The organism is Vreelandella gomseomensis, assembly GCF_031451645.1.
In the GTDB taxonomy this organism is placed as follows: domain Bacteria; phylum Pseudomonadota; class Gammaproteobacteria; order Pseudomonadales; family Halomonadaceae; genus Vreelandella; species Vreelandella gomseomensis.
Genome location: NZ_JARWAI010000004.1, coordinates 105,658 through 122,179 on the forward strand (window position 1 = coordinate 105,658; position 16,522 = coordinate 122,179).

Consider the following 16,522-nt stretch of genomic DNA (forward strand, 5'->3'; position numbering starts at 1 on the left):
CGACGGATTGCCCCGCGACCTGTACACCAGATTACCGGCCAAAACCGTTGTCCGACTGAGGGCTGTTTTCTGCCTGCGGGCAACCATTGAAACCGGAGCCAAACACCATACCCAAGAACACGACAGCCAGGCCTTTAACAGCCCCTGTCTAAAGCCCGCCACATAACATCAATAAACGAGCCTGCGCGGTTATTGATGTTATGTAGCCAGCTAATTTTTATAAGCCACTGTTTTATATCTTATTTATAGAATGCGTGGCAGCATATCCAAAATTCGCGTGCCCGCTCGTTTTGCTCTGTTTCATCATACTCTATTCATAAATTTTGCTTAGGTCACGTACCGCGCGTAAAAATTTACTGGGCGCTACATGCGACGGCGTACCTATAGAAGATGGTGCTTGGTAATGTGCATTTTTTTGGATGTAGGGACGAGGCTTCTGCTCGTCTAGGAACACGGCTGGTGGCTGTGGCCTGTTCATCGCCCGACAAGTCGATCTTCTACATTGGTGTGGTGCCGATAGAGGATATCCAACACCCTCGTCCGGCCTTGAAGGGCGGGTCAGCACTAGCCTTCTCTCGCAAACCCGATTAGCCTGCTAACTCAACCAGTAAGGGATTGAGATGCAAGAGACGACTTCTCGGCAGCGCTTGGCGGGCGTGCTGATTTTGCTTGGTTTGGTAGTGCAAATAGTGGGGTTTAGCGGCTGGGCGGCGACCACTCAGGCGGTGAGCTATGTGCTGTGGGCGGCGGTACTGTTGCTGTGGCGGGATATTCCCAGGCGTTCGCGCATCCAGGCGGGGGTGTTGATTGCCCTGGGCGCGGGCATGCTGTTGGTGGCGCGGTTTGTTTACGGCGCTGAGGTTGATTGGCCTGCCATGTTGCAGGGCAACGTGTTCGTGGTGGCCATGCTGGTGGGCGTGAGTTTTATTACGCTGATTGGCAAGCAAGGCAGCAAAGGTGCCTCGGGAAGTCGCGTGACCGGCGCGGGTGGCGTGCTACGCACCTGGCTGGGCGTGCATTTTCTGGGCACGATCCTGAATCTTTCCACCGTGCTGATGGTTGGCGACAAGCTGGCGCGGCGCGGGCCGCTTAAGATGCCGCAGTTGTTGGCGCTTAACCGTGGGCTTTCCAGCGCCGCGCTGTGGTCGCCGTTTTTCGCCTCGATGGGCCTGGTGATCTCGCTGGTGCCGGACGTCGAGTACGCGCACATTGCCCTGGCGGGCTTTCCCCTGGCGATGATGGCGGGGTTGTTCACCACGCTGGAGTTGCGGCGGCGGTTTGACCTGCGCGAGGTGGATGGTTATTCGCTGGCACCGCGCAGCCTGCTGATGCCCGTGGGCATGGCGGCGCTGGTGATGCTGTTTCACTTCTGGCTGACGCCGTCGCTGACCATTGTCAGCATCATTACTTTCCTGCTGCCAGCCGTTGCCGTGCTGAGCAACCTGCGCGAGGGGCCGCGTTTTACCCTGCGGCGCATCCGCCAGCATTCCCTCACCCGCTTGCCTGCCATGCGCGGCGAGGTGTCGCTGTTCCTGGCGGCGGGGTTATTGACCCTGGGGCTTTCTACCCTGGTATCGGCCGCGGCGGGTAGCGACTGGACCCTGTTTACGGACTTTGGCACGCCCCAGGCGATGATCAGCTTCGCCGCCATCTCACTGAGCGCACTGGCCGGGTTGCACCCGATTATCGGCGTGTCGGTATTGGCCTCGATACTCAACCTGGAGGGCGGCGAGCAAACGCTGTTTGCCTTTGTGGCGTTGAGCTCGTGGGCGGTGGGTACCAGCGTGGGGCCGCTGTCGGGCATCAACCTGTCCCTTCAGGGCCGCTACGGGGTGAGCGGCTACCGGATGATGACCAACAACCTGCTGTACGCGGCTGTCCTGAGCCTGCTCTCGCTGGGGGCGATCGCAGGCGTCAGTTTGGTCGTCGGCTAGCGGCGTATCAGGTTTCGACGATTTTACCGGGGAAACGGTAGAAGTAGCGATGGCCGCACTGGTGGCAGGGTTCCAGACGCGCAACATTTTCCAGCATCACCTGGGCATCGCAGTGCACGCAGGCCATCAGGCCGGGAGCGGCCATCTCGCCTTCGCAATAATCGGCGCGGGCGGCTTCCAGGTCGTCGTCAAAGCGCTCGCGGTCGACGATGCTGCGGTCGGCAATCGAAAGCAGCGATTCCGCCACACGGCGGGTAAGGTGGTCTATATCGATGCCCAGCCAGTGGGCTACCTGCTTGCCGGTATCCGACATGTAGTGGCGCATGTCTTTCAAGTCACGCTCCACCCAGGCCCGCAGCAGGGCCAGCTCGTCCTTGGTGTACTCTTCCAGCTCCGCTTCAAATTCAACGGCGTCGTCCAGGTCCTTTTGCAGATTTTCCCAGGTCAGCTCGTCAGCGCCGTCCTGCATCCGCTCCAGCAAACGCTCGTAGCCTTCGCGTAGGCGATGGTCGTTGTGTTGTTCACTCATGGTCCCTCTCCTTTTGTCGACGCGCGGTGTGACCTATCATGGCCTAGCCGTTCAAGGATACACCTGCATAGGATACAATCGACGCCACTAATCTGACAGTCGTCATCTAACATTCACTTTGCGCCCAACTTGGGCGATACGCCAAGGCATTAAATAAACCGATGGACGCACACTACAGCCCTCGTGAAATTGAACGCGACGCCCAACAATATTGGGATAAACATCAATGCTTTAAAGCAGTAGAGGACGCGAACCGCGAAAAGTTTTACTGCCTTTCGATGTTCCCCTACCCCAGCGGCAAGCTGCACATGGGCCACGTGCGTAACTACACTATCGGCGACGTGGTGTCCCGCTTCCAGCGCATGCAGGGCAAGAATGTCATGCAGCCCATGGGTTGGGATGCGTTCGGCATGCCGGCGGAAAACGCCGCGATTCAAAACCAGGTGCCGCCCGCCAAGTGGACGTACCAGAACATCGATTACATGCGCAACCAGTTGAAAGCCCTTGGCTTTGCCTACGACTGGAACCGTGAGTTCGCCACCTGCGATACCAGTTATTACCGCTGGGAGCAGTGGTTCTTCACCAAGCTGGTGGAAAAGGGCCTGGTGTACAAGAAGATGTCGACGGTCAACTGGGACCCGGTCGACCAGACCGTATTGGCCAACGAGCAGGTCATCGAGGGCCGCGGCTGGCGTTCCGGCGCCTTGGTCGAGCGCAAGGAAATCCCGCTGTGGTTTTTGAAGATCACCGACTACGCCGATGAGCTGCTGGCGGATCTCGACAACGTCGAGTGGCCCGAGCAGGTCAAGACCATGCAGCGCAACTGGATCGGCAAGTCCCAGGGCGTCGAGTTGTCTTTCGACATCAAGGCCCCCGACGGCTCGAGCGGCGAGCCACTTTCGGTCTACACCACGCGCCCGGATACGCTGTTCGGCGTTACCTACATGGCCGTGGCCGCCGATCATCCGCTGGCCAAACAGGCCGCTGAAGGCAATGCCGAGCTGCAGGCCTTCCGCGAGGAGTGCGCCCGGGGCGGCACCTCGGAAGCCGAAATGGCCACCAAGGAGAAAAAGGGTCTGCCCACGGGCTTCAAGGCCATTCATCCGCTCACCGGCAACGAAGTGCCCGTCTTTGTGGCCAACTTCGTGCTGATGGAGTTCGGCACCGGGGCGGTGATGGCCGTGCCCGCTCACGACCAGCGCGACTGGGAGTTTGCCACCAAGTACGGCATCGAGATCAAGCCGGTCATCGCCGATGAACACGGCAATACCCCGGATCTTTCCCTGGGCGCCTACGTCGAGCACGGCACGCTGATCAACTCCGGCGAATTTGACGGCCTGGGCTTTGAGGCCGCGTTCGACGCCATCGCCGCCCGACTGGTCGAGATGAACTGCGGCGAGGTGAAAACCAACTACCGCCTGCGCGACTGGGGCGTGGCCCGCCAGCGCTACTGGGGCGCGCCAATTCCGGTCAAATACGGCCCCGAAGGCCAGACCGTGCCGCTCACCGACGACGAACTGCCCGTTGAGCTGCCGATGGAAGTCACCGTCGATGCCTCCGGGTCGCCGCTCAAGAAGATGCCCGAGTTTTCCGACCTGGGCGACGGCTGGACCCGGGAGACCGACACCTTCGACACCTTCATGGAGTCTTCGTGGTACTTCGCGCGCTTCTGCTGCGCGGACAACCACGAGGCGATGCTTGATGAGCGCGCCAACTACTGGCTGCCGGTGGATCTGTATATCGGCGGGATCGAGCACGCCATCCTGCACCTGCTCTACGCCCGCTTCTTCCACAAGCTGATGCGCGATTTCGGCTTGGTCGATTCCGACGAGCCGTTCCAGCAGCTGCTGACCCAGGGCATGGTGATCGCCGAAACCTACTACCGCCCCACCGATAACGGCGGCAAGGAGTGGTTCAACCCCGCCGACGTGGAAGTCAAGCGCGACGAGAAGGGCCGCCCGCTGAGTGCGATCCTGATGAGCGACGGCCAGCCGGTGGAAATGGGCGGCATCGAGAAGATGTCCAAGTCGAAGAACAACGGCGTTGACCCGCAGTCGATGATCGACAAGTTCGGCGCCGACACCGTTCGCTTGTTCATGATGTTCGCCGCGCCCCCCGAGCAGTCGCTGGAGTGGTCGGATTCCGGCGTGGAAGGTGCCCACCGCTTCCTGAAGCGCATGTGGCGTCAGGTTCACGAGCACCTTGAAGCCGGTTCGCCGGGCAAGCTGGACGTGGCCGCGCTCGATGACGACCAGAAGGCACTGCGCCGCAAAACCCATGAAACCATCAAGAAAGCCAGCGACGACATTGGCCGCCGGACGACCTTCAATACCGCCATTGCAGCGGTGATGGAGCTGTCCAACGCCCTGGCCCGCTTCGAGGACGACTCGGCCCAGGGGCTTGCGGTGAGCCGTGAGGCACTGGAAGCCTGCGTATTGCTGCTGGCACCGATCACGCCGCACCTTTGCCATCGCCTGTGGCAGCAGCTCGGCCACGCGACCCCGGCGATCGAGACCCCATGGCCATCCGTCGATGAAGCGGCACTGACCCGCGACTCCATCGAACTGGTGGTGCAGGTCAACGGCAAGCTGCGCGCCCGCCTGGAAGCGCCGGCGAGCGCCGACAAATCCGCCATCGAGCAGTTGGCAATGGAAAACGAAAACGTCCAGCGTCACCTGGAAGACAAAACGGTGCGCAAGGTCATCGTGGTGCCGGGCAAGCTGGTCAACATAGTGGTGAGCGGATGAACCGTCGGTCTTTTTTAGCCACCAGCATGGCCGCCTCAGCGGCCGTGCTCCTCAGCGCGTGCGGTTTTCGACTACGCGGCCCTATGCCCAGCCTGCCGCCGCTGACCCTCGAGGGCGATACCAACAACGACATGGCCCGCCAACTGGCCGCCCGTCTCGAGCAACGTAGTTCCTCGGGCGACAGCGTCGATTGGCGTGTCACGCTTGGCTCGCCGACCCTGGACGAGCGGCGTCTGGGCGGCATCGGCTATGGCAGCCGTGACCATGACCTGACGTTGAGCAGCACTATCTCGGTACAGCGCCGGGATGATAACGCCTATCTGCTCAATAGCGAGACAGTGTCGGTCAGTACGCGCATCCGCGTCAGCGACGATGACCTGCTCAACCGGGAAAGCCTGTTCAGCGAAGCCGAACAGACGCTGAACCGTGAGTTGGCAGAGCGCATTATCGAACGCCTCAGCTCGTTGAATAACGCTTCGTGAAAGTCTTCGCCGATCAATTACCCGCCGCGCTTGCCAAATCACTGCCCAAGGTGGTGATCGTGGCCGGCGACGAACCCTTGCAGCACCGCGACGCCTGCGACGCGGTGAGAGCCGCCGCCCGCAAGGCCGGTATCGAAGAGCGCGAAGTGCTGGATGTCGAGCCCAATTTTGCCTGGGGCCGGCTGCTGGAAGTGGCCAGCAACCTGTCGCTATTTGCTACCAATAAGCTGCTAGAACTTCGCCTCGGCAACCACAAGCTTGGTCAGGAAGGCAGCAAAGCGCTTGCGGAATATGCCCAGCACCTGGGCAACAACGATGACCTGCTGTTGATCAGCATGGGCAAACTGGATGCGAAGCAGCAAAAAAGCGCTTGGTTCAAGGCGCTGGACAAGCATGGACTTTTCGTCCCGGTTTGGCCGGTAGATGTATCGCGGCTGGGGTACTGGCTGCGCGATCGCGCTTCACTCCATGGCCTGCAGATCGATCTGGACGCCGCCCGCCTGCTCGGTGAGCGTACCGAGGGCAACCTGCTGGCCGCCGATCAAGCCATGCAGAAACTGGCGCTGATTCACCCCCAGGGCACACGGCTGGATGCGCATAGCATCGCTCAGGGCGTGGAGGACAGCACGCGCTTTGATGTCTTCACCCTGGCCGATGCCTGCCTGAAAGGCGAGCCTAGCCGTGTCTCGCGGATAATCACCGGGCTGCGCGGTGAAGGCGTGGAAGCGCCCATCGTGCTTTGGGCCCTGACCCGCGAGTTGCGTACCTTGCTGTCGCTTCACCAGCATCTGGATCAGGGGCAAAGCTTTGAGCATGCCTGCAAGGCGCAGAAGCCAATGATCTTCGACAAGCGCCGCCCCGGCTACCAGAAGGCCGTGCAGCGACTGCCCATGAAGCGTTTGCATAAGCTGTTATTGATGGCCCAGCGCCTCGACCTGGCGGTTAAAGGTGCATCCCCGGTGCCGTTGTGGCCTGGTTTGCACGACCTGGCGATGACCATGGCGGGCGGACGCGGCCTGCTCGCGGAATCCGCCTGGACGTATCGCGTTGCCCCCAACGTCTAAGCCCTGACGCCGGACGCCATCATCATTCACTCGAAATAAGCACGAACCGTGAATTATCAGTGCCAAAGCGTACACCTCGCTTAATAAAGTACTGAATTATTCCTATACTCTTTTGACAAGCCTACAGTGCTTGCCTATATCCCTATAAAAGTCTAAGGATCAAGACGATGAAAACGATACGTGCCTACCTCTCGACGCTGCTGATTGCCGCCCTGGTCATTACCAGCCTTCCCGTGGCGGCCGCACCGGCGGCTTCACCCTCGACGGACCTGGTCAGCACCCAATCCGTGTTGGCCAACGATAGCGGCCAGGCCGACCGCGAACGCATCCACCAGCTGCTCAACCGCGCCGATATCCAGGAAGCCCTCGTCGATCAGGGCGTTGACCTGGACGATGTAGACGCACGCGTCGCCGCACTGAGCGATGCCGAAGCGCAGCAGATGGCCAACCAGTTGGAAGAACTGCCGGCCGGTGCCGGCGTTGTTGGCGCCCTGTTTGCGGTGTTCGTGATTCTGCTGGTCACCGACATCCTCGGCCTTACCGACGTCTATCCGTTCACGCGCTAAGCCATGAAACGTTATCGGCTTCAAAACGCCCGCCTCGCGGGCGTTTTACTGTTACTCAGTCTGCTTTCCGCCTGCGCCAGCGCGCCGCAACTGCGCGATAGCACCGAACAACGGCTCCCCCGCCAAAGCGAGCTCAGCGAGGTGCCTTTCTACGCCCAGACCAAATATCAGTGCGGCCCGGCGGCGCTTGCCATGGTGCTCACCCACCAGGGCGTGGAGACCGACGTCGAGACGCTGATCCCCCAGGTATTCATCCCCGACCGCGAAGGCAGCGTCCAGCCGGAAATGCTGGCAACCGTGCGTCGCCACGAACGGCTGGCGTTCCCCATTCGCGCCACCTTCGACGCGCTCCTCCAGCATCTGGCGGCAGGCGACCCGGTGCTCGTTATGCAAAACCTATCGCTTCCAGCGTTTCCCATGTGGCATTACGCGGTGGCAATTGGCTACGACCTGGACGAAGACATCCTGACCCTGCGCAGCGGTGAAATCAAGCGGCACAGCATGTCCTTCAGTCGCTTTGATGCTACCTGGGCACGAACCGATCGGTGGGGGGTTGTGGTCGCCAAACCGGGCACCCTGCCAGAAGGCATTACCGCACGCCACGCCGTCAATGCCATCAGCGCTTATGAAGAGTCACACGGCCCCGAGGCGGCGCTGAGCAGTTGGCAGGCGTTGGTCGCGCGTTACCCCGAGCATGCGTTTGCCCGCTTTGCCCTGGGCAATGGCTACTACGCCGACGGTCAGCCCGACAAGGCGCTGGATGCCTTCAAGGCGGCTACCCGGATTGATCCGAACATGGGAGCAGCCTGGATGAACTTGGGGCTTATACAACGTCAGCAGGGACACACCGCCGCAGCCCGCGAGGCGCTGAGCAAAGCCGCCGCCATTGAAGGCAGCTGGCAAGCACGGGCCCAGTCGTTGCTGGATGAGCGTTAACTCACCACACAGCAAAACGCCGCGGGAATGCCACGGCGTTTCATAGTCATTAAAGTGAGTTAGCGATTAGCGACGGGCGGCGTTATAACCCAGGTCTGCGCCACGGCTCTCATCGCTGCGACGACGCGCACTACCGCGCTTGCGGTTTTCTTCCTCGCAAACGTCATCTTTGCCGCCGCAGATATCGCAGCCGTCCTTCATGCCGATCTGATTTAGACCACCGCAGGAACCGGCAATGGGCTTACGGCCCATGATGACCCCCACTGCCATGACGATCATGATCAACGCCATGAATCCAAAAACCAGTAGCCAGATGGCCATAATTACCTCCTCTCGATGGGGCTACCCCATGGACAGTAAAAAGCCGGATTAGTGCCTCAATACCTGGCGCGAAAAACAACGGGGCCAGCCAGTGGCCAGCCCCGTAACGACTCGATGGTGGAGATTATCCGCCGAAATCATCCAGCATGATGTTTTCCGGCTCCACACCCAGGTCAAGCAACAGCTTGATCACCGAGGCGTTCATCATGGGCGGCCCACACATGTAGTACTCGCAATCTTCAGGGGCCGGATGGTCCTTGAGATAGTTTTCGTAGAGTACGTTGTGAATGAAGCCCGTCGGCCCTTCCCAGTTGTCTTCGGGCAACGGGTCGGACAGTGCCAGGTGCCAATCAAAGTTGGGGAACTCTTCGGCCAGTTGATCGTATTCTTCATTGTAGAAGGTTTCACGCCATGAGCGCGCACCGTACCAGAATGAAATTTTACGATCGGTTTTCAACCGCTTGAGCTGGTCGAAGATATGGCTGCGCATCGGTGCCATACCGGCACCACCGCCGATAAAGATCATCTCGGCGTCGGTATCCTTGGCGAAGAACTCACCAAACGGCCCCATCACGGTAACCTTGTCACCCGGCTTCAAGTTGAAGACATAGGTAGACATCAAGCCCGGGGGATGGCTGGTGCCGGGAGGCGGTGTCGCGATACGAATGTTGAACTTGAGGATACCCTTCTCATCAGGGTAGTTCGCCATTGAATAAGCGCGAATGATTTCCTCATCGTTCTTGTGGGCCACCTTGAAGAGATCGAACTTTTCCCAATCGCCCCGGTATTCTTCCTCAATATCGAAGTCGGAAAACTTGATATCGTAGGGCGGCGCCACGAGCTGGACGTAACCGCCGGCACGGAAAGCAACTTCTTCGCCTTCGGGAAGCTTCAGGTTCAGCTCCTTGATAAAGGTAGCGACGTTGGGGTTGTCGATGACCTCGCATTCCCACTTCTTGACGCCGAACACCTCTTCAGGCACTTCGATCTTCATGTCCTGCTTGACGGGCACCTGGCAGGACAGGCGCCAGCCTTCCTTCTTCTCGCGCATGGTGAAGTGCGATTCTTCGGTGGGCAGGATGGAACCGCCGCCCTCTTCTACCCGGCACTTGCACTGGGCGCAGGAACCGCCGCCGCCGCACGCTGAAGAAAGAAAGATACCGTTGGCCGCCAGGGTGTTCAGCAGCTTACCGCCCGCCTGGGTTTTCAGGGTATGTTCCGGGTCTTCGTTGACCTCAATGGTCACGTCCCCACTACTCACAAGCTTGCTGCGCGCTGCCAGAATGATCGCCGTCAAGCTGATGACGATGACCGTGAACATGACAACACCGAGCAAGATGACAGCTGTATCAACCATGTCGGTTTCCTATTGCTGAAGGGTTTTCTTTGCCCCGGCGCTACCTTGGCAGCGCCGAGAAAACCGGCTCCGATTAAAGCTGAATGCCTGAGAAGGACATAAAGCCCAATGACATCAACCCTACGGTGATAAAGGTGATGCCCAGGCCCTGCAAGCCGCCTGGCACATCGCTGTACTTGAGCTTTTCACGGATACCTGCAAGGGCCGCAATCGCCAGCGCCCAACCGGTACCGGCACCGAACCCATAGACAACCGATTCACCAAAGTTGTAGCTACGCTCGACCATGAACAGTACGCCACCCAGGATGGCGCAATTCACCGTGATCAGCGGCAGGAACACGCCCAGCGCGTTGTACAGCGAAGGCACGTACTTATCCAGGAACATTTCCATGATCTGGACAAGGGCAGCGATGACGCCGATGTAGCTCAGAAGGCCCAGGAACGAGAGGTCAATGTTCTCGGCACCGCTGATGCCAGTCCAGGTAAGCGCTCCTTCCTGCAACAGGTAGGTGAACACCAGGTTGTTGACCGGCACCGTGACGGTGAGTACGACAATAACCGCAATGCCCAGACCAATCGCCGACGATACCTTCTTGGAAACCGCCAGGAAGGTACACATGCCGAGGAAAAAGGCCAACGCCATGTTCTCGACGAAGACCGAAGCAACGAAAAGGCTCAGATAGTGTTCCATGTTACACGGCCTCCTTCGGCTGAGTGTTTTCCTTCATCTTGAACTCGTTCTCCTCAACCTGCTCGGGATTGAGTGAACGCAGCACCCAAATCAACAGCCCGATGATGAAGAACGCAGAAGGCGGAAGGAGCAGCAAGCCGTTGCCGACGTACCAGCCACCGTCCTGAACGGTCGGCAGCACGGTGAAGCCAAACACGCTGCCTGAGCCCAGCAGTTCACGGAAGAAGCCAACGACCATCAGCACAAAGCCGTAGCCAAGACCGTTACCGATACCGTCGAGGAAGGACATGCCGGGCGTGTTGGACATCGCAAACCCTTCTGCACGCCCCATGACGATGCAGTTGGTGATGATCAGGCCTACGAACACCGACAGCTGTTTGGACATTTCATACGCATAGGCTTTGAGAATCTGATCCACCACGATAACCAGCGAGGCAATGATGGTCATCTGAACAATGATCCGTATTGAAGACGGAATATGATTCCGTATCAACGATACGAACAGGTTGGAAAATGCCGTTACGAAAATAACCGCCAGTGCCATCACCAGTGACACACTCATACTGGTCGTTACCGCCAGTGCCGAACAGATTCCCAATATCTGCAGTGCAATGGGGTTATTCTTGAAGATAGGCGCGGTCAACACGCCTTTTGCATTTACGTCCGCCATGATCAGGCCCCCTCAACGTCTGCGAAGTTGGTATCCGTATCGTTGGCATCTTCCGGGGAAGTACCACTGCGGAATTGCGCCAAATACGGGCCGAAGGCTTCTTCACTGAGCCAGAACTGCAGCATGTTGGTCACGCCGTTACTGGTCAATGTTGCGCCCGAAAGCGCGTCAACTTCGTATTTGCTGCTGGCGCCGCCCTTGGTCAGGTGAATTTCCGGCGAAAGATTGCCTTCTTCGTCGTAAATTTTCTTGCCTTCCCACTGTGACTGCCAGCGCGGATTATTCACCTCGGCGCCAAGCCCGGGCGTTTCACTATGCTCATAGTAGGTGATACTGACGATGGTGTTGCCGTCACCTTCCACGGCCAGGAAGCCCCGCATCAGGCCCCAGAGCCCCTGACCCCGAATGGGCAGAACGATCTGATCCGGATCGTTTTCATTGCCAATCAGGTACACGGTTGAATAGTTTTCAACACGGCTGAGGCCGGCAATGTCCTTGTCACCCGATAGCGTGCGGCCGGTCGCAGGATCCCGCGCGGCTTCGAAGCTGTTAAAGGTGTCTGGATCAAATTGATCAGTGTAGTCACCGCTCTCCATGTCGACCACACGAGCGGTAATTTTCTCGTTGAAGGTCTCCTCGACGTCCATGCCGGGTTCATACAGCTTGGCCACGTTCAAGATGTTGGTCTTGCGGTCAAGCTCCTGGTTGAGTTGCTGCATGGGGCGCAACGCGACCGCCGCCGTCGAGACAATGACGGAGCACACGATGCACAACGAAAACGCCACAATCAGGACTTTCTTGATGGAGTTGTTACCTTGTGCCATTAGGCAGTCTCCTCGGCCGGTACGCCCGTGCGCTTGACACGACGCTTGATATTGGCCTGGACGAAGAAATGGTCAATCAGCGGTGCAAAGAGGTTAGCAAACAGGATTGCCAGCATGATGCCTTCCGGGAACGCCGGGTTCACCACGCGGATCAATACCGTCATCACCCCGATCAAGGCACCAAATACCAGACGACCCTGGTTGGTCATTGAGGCGGATACCGGATCGGTCGCCATGAACACCATGCCGAAGGCAAAGCCGCCAACCACCAGGTGCCAGTACCAAGGCATCGCAAACATCGGGTTGGTGTCAGAGCCCATCAAGTTGAAAAGCGAACTGGTGATGACCATGCCAAGGAACACACCCAGCATGATTCGCCAGGACGCGATACGCGTCCACAGCAACACCGCCGCACCGATGAAGATCGCAAGCGTGGAAACTTCACCGACCGAGCCCGGCACAAAACCGAGGAAGGCATCCCACCAGCTAAAGGTATCGGCCAGGGAGCCCATGCCTTCCTGGAAGGCCATAGACAGCGCCGTCGCGCCGGTGTAACCGTCGGCAGCGACCCAGACGGAATCGCCGGATATCTGCGCCGGGTAGGCGAAGTAAAGGAATGCCCGGCCGGTCAGCGCGGGGTTCAAGAAGTTCTTGCCGGTACCGCCGAAGATTTCCTTGCCGATCACCACGCCGAAGGTAATACCCAGCGCCACCTGCCAGAGCGGGATGGTCGCGGGAAGAATCAGTGCGAACAGCACCGACGTGACGAAGAAGCCTTCATTGACTTCGTGGCCGCGCTTGATGGCGAACAACACCTCCCAGAACCCGCCGACCGCAAAGGTCACCAGGTAGATGGGCAGGAAGTAAGTCGCCCCCAACACGAAGTTGGCCCATAGGCTGCTTGGGTCGTGTCCACCTGCCAGGGTCATCATGATGGCTTCGCGCCAGCCACCCATCGATGCATAGCCTGCCTCGATCGCCGTATTGGCTTGCCAGCCCGCGTTCCACATGCCAAAGAACATCGCCGGGAAGGTACACATCCAAACGGTGATCATGATGCGCTTGAGGTCAATACCATCGCGCACGTGGGCAGTGGTTTTGGCCACGCTGGGGGGCGAGTAGAAAATCGTATCTACGGCTTCATAAAGCGGGTAAAACTTTTCGTACTTACCGCCTTTATGGAAGTGCGGCTCGACGTTATCGAGTGTTTGTCGAATTCCCATCATCAGGCCTCTTTCTCGATCATGGTGAGATTGTCACGCAGAATGGGACCGTACTCGTATTTGCCGGGGCAAACGTAGGTACACAGCGCGAGGTCCTCTTCATCCAGCTCCAGACACCCTAACTGCATGGCAACCTCAATGTCGCCCACGATCAGCGAACGCAGCAGTTGCGTTGGCATGATATCCAGTGGCATCACGGTTTCGTAGACGCCTACCGGCACCATGGCACGCTCCGACCCGTTAGTCGATGTGGTAGGGGCGTAGTTTCTCAGGCCCTTGATCTTGGAAAGGTAGATACCCAGCACGGAATGGCGATTGGCGCCTGGCGACAACCAGCCCATGAAGGAGCGCTTGTTACCCTCTTCAAGCAAACTGATCTGATTGTCGAAACGTCCCAGATAGGTCAGCTTTCCTTCAGCGGTAAAACCTGAAAAGACTGATCCAGAAATAACGCGGGTGTCTTCCGGTTGGATTACATCGCCCGCCAAGAGTTCATCGGTACTGGCACCCAAGCGGGTACGCACCAGGCGCGGATTCTCGGCCCGCGGGCCACCGATGGCGACAACACGACTGACATCCAGCTTACCTTCGGCAAACAGCTTGCCAAAGGCGATGACATCCTGATAGCCAATATGCCATACCTTCTTGTGCAGCGCGACCGGCGACAGGTGATGGATATGCGTGCCTACCAGGCCTGCCGGGTGAGGCCCGGCGAAGCTTTCGGTGGTAACACCCTCTACATCGCCGCCGGGAACGGAGGCGTTGGCACCCGTACACAGAAAAACGTTGCCCTCGGTCAGGCGGGTTAGCACCTTGAGGCCGTCTTCAAATGCCTGGGTATTTTCATTGATGATCAGTGCCGGGTCAGCGCTGAGCGGATGGGTATCCACCGCGGTGACAAAGATATCGGCGGGTACGCTGTCAATGGCTGGCGTCCGCGAGAACGGGCGCGTGCGCAGCGCCGTCCAGAGCCCGGATTCTACCAGCTGATCGACCACGACCTGGCGGTCAAGCTGGCCTAACGAAGCACGCTCGTGAGAGGCAAAGCTGACCGCCTCCTCCTGCTCGTCGACCTTGATCACTACCGATAACAGACGACGCTTTTCGCCACGGTTGATTGCGAGCACTTCACCACCTGCGGGTGCCGTGAAGCGCACGCCGTCGGTTTTCTTGTCGGTGAAGAGCAGTTGGCCCAGTTTGACCTTGTCCCCTTCCTGAACTTCCATTGTCGGCTTCATGCCGACGTAGTCAGTACCCAGGATTGCCACGTGGCGCACAGGACGCGCATCGTCGATACGCTGCTCGGGCGCTCCCGTGATGGGGAGATCCAGGCCTTTTTTGACTTCGATCATAGTCTCGCCCAGTTGATGGATCGGATATACGAAGGTAAGGGGTTCGAATGCTTGTGTCTGCTCAGTGAATTGTTGTTTTCTGTTCAGATTGTTACCAGTCAGGTTCAAGCACGCTTGAACCACCCCGAAAAATCTACCGTATTATAAAGACAAGCGAGCCTAATGACTACATCAACTGGTGTCGCCCAAAGTGCTATAGACGTATATGTGGACATGTTTTTCGTCCCCATATACGAACAAAAACGCCACCTTGCGGTGGCGTAGGACGATTCTTGTACAATAAATAAAAAAGTAACGATCAACCTGCCTGATTGGGTAGCTTGAGAAAGCTCACGTTCGACATTTGCTGCAGAATGCGAATCACCTGACAGCTGTAGCCAAACTCGTTGTCGTACCAGACGTAGACCACGGCACTGTGGCCGTTCGCGATGGTGGCCTTGGCATCGACGATCCCGGCGTGGCGGTTACCGACGAAATCAGACGACACCACCTCAGGCGAATCCACGAAGTCAATCTGTTTCTGGTAGGCCGAATCGATCGACATGCGACGCAGATAGTCGTTGAGCGCAGCGGCATCGGTGGTCTTGTCCAGAGTCAGGTTGAGAATCGCCATGGACACGTTGGGAATGGGCACGCGAATCGCATTGCCCGTCAGCTTGCCCTCAAGCTCCGGTAACGCTTTGGCGGCCGCCTTGGCCGCGCCGGTTTCGGTCAACACCATGTTGAGCGCCGCACTGCGGCCGCGACGATCGCCCTTGTGATAGTTGTCGATCAGGTTCTGGTCGTTGGTGTAGGCGTGGACGGTTTCCACGTGACCGGTCACGACGCCGTACTCGTCGTTGAGCGCCTTCAGTACGGGAACGATGGCATTGGTGGTGCAAGACGCCGCCGAGACGATGCGATCCTGCTCGGTGATCGCCTCGTGGTTGATGCCGTACACGATGTTCTTGATGTCACCCTTGCCAGGCGCAGTCAGCAGGGCCTTGGAGGCGCCGGGGCATGCCACGTGCTGGCCAAGACCCGCTTCGTCGCGCCACATGCCGGTATTATCGACGATGACCGCATTATCGATGCCGTAATCGGTGTAGTCGATTTCGCTGGGGCTATCGGCGTAGATCACCTGAACCACATTGCCGTTGACCGTCAGGGTGCGCGCCTCGGCGTCGACCACGATAGTGCCGTCGAAAGGCCCGTGAACCGAGTCGCGGCGTAGCAGGCTGGCGCGCTTCTCGAGATCCTTGGCCACATCACCCCGCCCGCGCACGACAATGGCGCGAAGCTGCAAAAGGTTGCCACCGCCGGCTTTCTCGATCAGCACCCGAGCCAGCAGACGGCCGATGCGGCCAAACCCGTAAAGCACCACGTCCTTGGGCTCGCCCTTGCTCGCGCCCGGCTGGTAGCCGTCGACGATCTGGTGAAGCTCCTTGCGCAGAAAAGCATCGACATCGCCACCGCCCTGGCGTTTGAGCATGACCGCCAGCTTGCCGACGTCGACGTGAGCCGGGCCGAGGTTAAGCTCGCAAAGGGTTTTGACGATCGGGTAAGTATCCTCGACAGACAGTTCCGTGCCTTCGATCTTGCGCACGAAACGGTGATCCTTGAGGATGCGGATGACCGACTGATTGATCAACGAACGCCCGTACATGGTCGCCACAACATTGTGCTGACGGTATAGACGACCAATCAAGGGAATCATCTGCTCCGCCAGAGCTTCGTTGCTTTGCCATTCTTGAAAAACGTTATCGAGCGTTTGCTGACTCACGTGCGGCCTCATTAAGTAATGAATAATTTTCAAGTGTATTATCCTTAGCCGCTTAATAGGCCGC

15 protein-coding genes are annotated in these 16,522 nt (G+C 58.6%); 6 read left to right on the plus strand and 9 right to left on the minus strand.

Going from position 1 to position 16,522, the window contains the following annotated elements:
- The first annotated feature begins 620 nt into the window (after window positions 1-620).
- Window positions 621-1,934, plus strand: a complete 1,314-nt coding sequence (locus QC815_RS06345; RefSeq protein WP_309767539.1) for a hypothetical protein — start codon at window positions 621-623, stop codon at window positions 1,932-1,934.
- 7 nt (window positions 1,935-1,941) lie between these two features.
- Here QC815_RS06345 and QC815_RS06350 read toward each other — a convergent pair whose 3' ends face one another.
- Complete coding sequence (locus QC815_RS06350; protein WP_309767541.1) at window positions 1,942-2,463, minus strand: zinc ribbon-containing protein; 522 nt, start codon at window positions 2,461-2,463, stop codon at window positions 1,942-1,944.
- 161 nt (window positions 2,464-2,624) lie between these two features.
- Between QC815_RS06350 and leuS the strand changes: the two genes are divergently transcribed.
- The 5 genes from leuS to QC815_RS06375 all read left to right on the plus strand — a co-directional run bounded on the left by leuS (window position 2,625) and on the right by QC815_RS06375 (window position 8,258).
- A complete protein-coding gene (gene leuS / locus QC815_RS06355) occupies window positions 2,625-5,210 on the plus strand; it encodes a leucine--tRNA ligase (protein ID WP_309767543.1) in 2,586 nt (861 codons plus the stop codon).
- Entirely contained in the window at window positions 5,207-5,692 is a 486-nt protein-coding gene (locus QC815_RS06360) for an LPS-assembly lipoprotein LptE (RefSeq protein ID WP_309767546.1), read from the plus strand. Before leuS ends, QC815_RS06360 begins: the two co-directional genes overlap by 4 nt.
- Entirely contained in the window at window positions 5,689-6,756 is a 1,068-nt protein-coding gene (gene holA, locus QC815_RS06365) for a DNA polymerase III subunit delta (protein ID WP_309767548.1), read from the plus strand. The genes QC815_RS06360 and holA overlap by 4 nt, the downstream gene beginning before the upstream one ends.
- A gap of 167 nt (window positions 6,757-6,923) precedes the next feature.
- Complete coding sequence (locus QC815_RS06370; RefSeq protein ID WP_230448012.1) at window positions 6,924-7,322, plus strand: PA2779 family protein; 399 nt, start codon at window positions 6,924-6,926, stop codon at window positions 7,320-7,322.
- A gap of 3 nt (window positions 7,323-7,325) precedes the next feature.
- On the plus strand, window positions 7,326-8,258 hold the full coding sequence (locus QC815_RS06375) for a PA2778 family cysteine peptidase (protein ID WP_309767553.1): 933 nt from the start codon (window positions 7,326-7,328) through the stop codon (window positions 8,256-8,258).
- Window positions 8,259-8,324: 66 nt separating this feature from the next.
- On the opposite strand, the gene nqrM is transcribed toward QC815_RS06375, so the two are convergent.
- The 8 genes from nqrM to QC815_RS06415 all read right to left on the minus strand — a co-directional run bounded on the left by nqrM (window position 8,325) and on the right by QC815_RS06415 (window position 16,458).
- The gene (gene nqrM / locus QC815_RS06380) at window positions 8,325-8,579 is read right to left on the minus strand and encodes a (Na+)-NQR maturation NqrM (RefSeq protein ID WP_027335942.1); all 255 of its coding nucleotides are present in this window, start codon (window positions 8,577-8,579) and stop codon (window positions 8,325-8,327) included.
- Between the two features lie 124 nt (window positions 8,580-8,703).
- Entirely contained in the window at window positions 8,704-9,936 is a 1,233-nt protein-coding gene (gene nqrF / locus QC815_RS06385) for an NADH:ubiquinone reductase (Na(+)-transporting) subunit F (protein WP_230448010.1), read from the minus strand.
- 73 nt (window positions 9,937-10,009) lie between these two features.
- Complete coding sequence (gene nqrE, locus QC815_RS06390; RefSeq protein WP_230448009.1) at window positions 10,010-10,627, minus strand: NADH:ubiquinone reductase (Na(+)-transporting) subunit E; 618 nt, start codon at window positions 10,625-10,627, stop codon at window positions 10,010-10,012.
- Window position 10,628: 1 nt separating this feature from the next.
- Complete coding sequence (locus QC815_RS06395; protein ID WP_066315185.1) at window positions 10,629-11,297, minus strand: NADH:ubiquinone reductase (Na(+)-transporting) subunit D; 669 nt, start codon at window positions 11,295-11,297, stop codon at window positions 10,629-10,631.
- Window positions 11,298-11,299: 2 nt separating this feature from the next.
- Complete coding sequence (locus tag QC815_RS06400) at window positions 11,300-12,121, minus strand: Na(+)-translocating NADH-quinone reductase subunit C (RefSeq protein ID WP_309767555.1); 822 nt, start codon at window positions 12,119-12,121, stop codon at window positions 11,300-11,302.
- On the minus strand, window positions 12,121-13,347 hold the full coding sequence (locus QC815_RS06405; RefSeq protein WP_309767557.1) for an NADH:ubiquinone reductase (Na(+)-transporting) subunit B: 1,227 nt from the start codon (window positions 13,345-13,347) through the stop codon (window positions 12,121-12,123). The genes QC815_RS06400 and QC815_RS06405 overlap by 1 nt, the downstream gene beginning before the upstream one ends.
- Window positions 13,347-14,696: a Na(+)-translocating NADH-quinone reductase subunit A gene (locus tag QC815_RS06410; RefSeq protein WP_309767560.1), complete on the minus strand. Its 1,350-nt coding sequence runs from the start codon at window positions 14,694-14,696 to the stop codon at window positions 13,347-13,349. Before QC815_RS06410 ends, QC815_RS06405 begins: the two co-directional genes overlap by 1 nt.
- A gap of 298 nt (window positions 14,697-14,994) precedes the next feature.
- A complete protein-coding gene (locus QC815_RS06415) occupies window positions 14,995-16,458 on the minus strand; it encodes a glyceraldehyde-3-phosphate dehydrogenase (protein ID WP_309767562.1) in 1,464 nt (487 codons plus the stop codon).
- Window positions 16,459-16,522 lie beyond the last annotated feature (64 nt).

Coding starts and splice junctions, on each gene's coding strand:
- QC815_RS06395 (WP_066315185.1), bottom strand. CDS start 11,297: ATGGCGGACGTAAATGCAAAAGGCGTGTTGACCGCGCCTATCTTCAAG.
- QC815_RS06405 (WP_309767557.1), bottom strand. CDS start 13,347: ATGATGGGAATTCGACAAACACTCGATAACGTCGAGCCGCACTTCCAT.
- QC815_RS06375 (WP_309767553.1), top strand. CDS start 7,326: ATGAAACGTTATCGGCTTCAAAACGCCCGCCTCGCGGGCGTTTTACTG.
- QC815_RS06350 (WP_309767541.1), bottom strand. CDS start 2,463: ATGAGTGAACAACACAACGACCATCGCCTACGCGAAGGCTACGAGCGT.
- nqrF (WP_230448010.1), bottom strand. CDS start 9,936: ATGGTTGATACAGCTGTCATCTTGCTCGGTGTTGTCATGTTCACGGTC.
- leuS (WP_309767543.1), top strand. CDS start 2,625: ATGGACGCACACTACAGCCCTCGTGAAATTGAACGCGACGCCCAACAA.
- QC815_RS06410 (WP_309767560.1), bottom strand. CDS start 14,696: ATGATCGAAGTCAAAAAAGGCCTGGATCTCCCCATCACGGGAGCGCCC.
- QC815_RS06370 (WP_230448012.1), top strand. CDS start 6,924: ATGAAAACGATACGTGCCTACCTCTCGACGCTGCTGATTGCCGCCCTG.
- QC815_RS06360 (WP_309767546.1), top strand. CDS start 5,207: ATGAACCGTCGGTCTTTTTTAGCCACCAGCATGGCCGCCTCAGCGGCC.
- QC815_RS06345 (WP_309767539.1), top strand. CDS start 621: ATGCAAGAGACGACTTCTCGGCAGCGCTTGGCGGGCGTGCTGATTTTG.
- nqrE (WP_230448009.1), bottom strand. CDS start 10,627: ATGGAACACTATCTGAGCCTTTTCGTTGCTTCGGTCTTCGTCGAGAAC.
- nqrM (WP_027335942.1), bottom strand. CDS start 8,579: ATGGCCATCTGGCTACTGGTTTTTGGATTCATGGCGTTGATCATGATC.
- QC815_RS06400 (WP_309767555.1), bottom strand. CDS start 12,121: ATGGCACAAGGTAACAACTCCATCAAGAAAGTCCTGATTGTGGCGTTT.